The 2,999-nt window shown below is 71.5% G+C and carries 2 protein-coding genes and 1 pseudogene; 1 reads left to right on the top strand and 2 read right to left on the bottom strand.

Annotated elements, in window-relative coordinates; all coding sequences use genetic code 11:
- Positions 1–559, bottom strand: a pseudogene (locus AC2VNT_RS04960) (phosphoribosylglycinamide formyltransferase 2); the annotation flags it as partial.
- A 120-nt stretch (positions 560–679) separates the two neighbouring features.
- Between AC2VNT_RS04960 and AC2VNT_RS04955 the strand changes: the two are divergent.
- Positions 680–2,275 carry a Na+/H+ antiporter gene (locus AC2VNT_RS04955; RefSeq protein ID WP_486945794.1) on the top strand — a complete coding sequence of 532 codons (1,596 nt, stop codon included), beginning with the start codon at positions 680–682 and terminating at the stop codon, positions 2,273–2,275.
- A gap of 20 nt (positions 2,276–2,295) precedes the next feature.
- On the opposite strand, the gene AC2VNT_RS04950 is transcribed toward AC2VNT_RS04955, so the two are convergent.
- Positions 2,296–2,999: oxygenase MpaB family protein (locus AC2VNT_RS04950; protein ID WP_486945793.1), on the bottom strand; the 704-nt coding region annotated here is incomplete at its 5' end.

Raw genomic sequence — 2,999 nt, 5'->3', positions numbered from 1 at the left:
GCGACGACACCGCCGGTTTCACCACCATCGGAAAGCCGACGTGCGCGGCGAGCGCGGCGAGTTCGGCGGCCGACCCGACGAACCAGAACGGTGCGGTCGGCAGGCCGAGCTGGTCGGCGGCCAGCCGCCGCATGCCCTCGGTGTCCACCGCCAGCCGGGCAGTGCGGATGTTGGGCACCAGCTTGGTGAAACCCGCCTCGGCGGCCACCGTTAGCGCCTCGGCGGCGCCGGCGTCGGCCCCGGCCACCACGAACTGCGGCCGCAGCTGCCGGATCGCCGCGGCCAGGTCGTCGCGATCGGTGAAATCGAGCACCACGGACCGGTCGGCAACCGTGCACAGCGGCTCGTCGGCGTGCCGCTCGATGGCGATCACCTCGGCACCGAGCCGCTGCAGCGCGATCACCAGTTCGCGGCTCAGCTCCTCTGACCCGAGCAGCACCACCTGGGTCCGGCCGGGCGACGGAGGCTCCGATCCCGACTCCCGGGTACTGCCGATCCGCTCGGTGGCCTGTTCATGCCGACCGGAATTATCCGGTGGCACCGCGCGGTCCCCGACCACGGGACCTCCTCTCACTGGTTGACTGCTGCTCAAGATATTAGGGGCGGTCGGCTCGATTCCGGCGGATGACTTCTCCGACGGCCAAAGCCGCCGGCTTCTTCCTGATGGAGGTGCCACGAGGTGAATGCCGCGCTGCTGGCCCCGCTCGTCGCCGCCGTGCTGGTGGCGGCCGTGGCCCGCCGCTACCACGTGTCGGCGCCGTTGACGCTGGTGGTGACCGGCTTGGCGGTCGGGCTGATTCCGGACTTCCCGGAGATCACCCTGCGGCCCGACCTGGTGCTGTTCGTGATCCTGCCGCCGCTGCTGTGGTCGGCCGGGCTGGAGAGCTCCTATATCAACATGCGACGCAACCTGCGCTCGATCGGCCTGCTGGCGGTCGGCCTGCCGCTGGCCACCGCCGCCGCCGTCGGGCTGGTCGCCTACCACACGGTTCCGGAGCTGACCCTGGCCGCCGCACTCACCCTGGGGGCGATCGTGGCACCACCGGATGCGGTAGCGGCGACCGCGGTGGGCCGCCGGCTCGGGCTGCCGAGACGGATCATGACGTTGCTGGGCGGCGAGAGCCTGCTCAACGACGCCAGCGCGCTGACCGCCTACAAGGTGGCGCTGGGCGCGGCGATCGGCACCGCGGTCGGCTGGCGGACGGGCCTGGCCACCTTCGTGTTGGCCGCGGTCGGCGGCATCGCGGTCGGCGTGGTGCTGGGCGCGGCGCTGGTGTTCATCCGGGCGCGGCTGACCGACCCGCTGGTGGAGAGCGCGATCGGGCTGCTCGCCCCGTTCCTGACCTATCTGGTCGCCGAGGACATCCACGGCTCCGGGGTGCTGGCCGTCGTCGTCGCCGCCCTGATCCTGGGCCAGCGGTTCACCCGCGCGCACTACGCCACCCGGCTGCAGGACCAGGCGGCCTGGCGGGCGATGCAGTTGGTGCTGGAGTCGGTGGCCTTCCTGCTGATCGGCCTGCAGCTGCCGACCGTGGTGCAGAACATGCACGGCGCCCGGTTCGCCACGCTGGCGGTCGCGTCGGGGGCGGTGTTCGGCACCCTGCTGGCGGTCCGGCTGGTATGGGTGACCACGTTCGCCTACCTGCCGCGGGCTTTACCGCGCCGGATCCGCACCGGGGCGCCGGCGCCGACCCGCGGGCAGGTCTTCATCCTGGCGTGGTCGGGCATGCGCGGAGTGGTGTCGCTGGCGGCCGCGTTCGGTGTGCCGGCAACGACGCTGGCCGGGGACCGATTCCCCGGCCGCCCGCAGCTGGTGTTCCTGACCTTCGTGGTGGTAGTCGGCACCCTGCTGCTGCACGGACTGACCCTGCCGTGGTTGATCCGCCGGCTCGGCGTGCACGGCGAGCAGGCGAAGAACGACGCGATCGCCGCCGCCACCGCACGGGACAACGCCGCCCGCGCGGCCGCCGAACGGCTGGACGACCTGCTGGCGGCAACCGAGCCGTCACCCACCGTGGAACGCGCCGCGGAATCCCTGCGGGCGTTCAACACCCGGCGGCGCAACGCGGCCCGGGAGCGGCTGCGGCAGGACGAACCGGACGACGACGACCACGAAAGCGCCGCGGCCGCGTTTCGCCGGTTGCGACTGGAGATGCTGGCCGCCGAGCGTGATGCGCTGATCGCCGAGCGCGACCACGGGCACATCGACGACCAGGTGCTGCGCACCGTGCTGCACGGGCTGGACCTGGAGCAAGCCGCTCTGGAGCTGGACTAACGACTAGCGACGGTGCCCAGCTAACGCCGCAGCGGGGTCGCGGCTTCGAATTTCCCGGCAGTACCACCGGATTCCCATCGCAGCCAGTCTTCCCAGCGGTGCAGCGCATACCGTTGCCAGGCGCGGTCGAGCCCGGGGACCGCCCGGCGACCGACCTCCAGCCCGGCGATCAGCGGAGCGCGGGACAGCAGTAGCGCGATTCCCGGCAGCGGCGACGGCAACCGGTATCGGCGGCGATTGCCGGGCAGCATGTACAGACCGCTGAAGCCGGCCTGAATCCGGTAGTGGTACTGGGCTCGCAGCCAATCCAGGCCGCGCTGGCCGGGTTTGGGCGCGAACGCGGCCGGGAACGATTCAACGAGTTCCGCGCTGACCGGGCCGGAGTCGTAGCTGCGGGCGGCGTCGGCCATGAACAGGATGCGCCACCCGTCGAGCAGGCTCTGCGGGAAATAGTCGCACCGCACACCGACCAGGTGGCCGCAGTACCGGTTGAAATGCAGGACGGCGCGCGTCTCGGCCGGCGAGGTGATGAAACCGAGCGCGAACAGGCCCAGCGCCGGTGCGACACTGCCGCCCAGCAGGGTCAGCAGCATCGCCGACTGGCTGATCGGCAGCCCCCACCGCCGGCTGTCCCATTCCGGATGCTGTTTGACCCTCGCCCGGACACTGACATGCATGATCCGCACGTGCAGGGAGATCGCGCGCGCCAACGAACCGGTGGTCA

The sequence above is a fragment of the Mycobacterium sp. TH-M15 genome (genome assembly GCF_057473705.1).
This window is presented reverse-complemented; position numbering and strand designations above follow the sequence as displayed.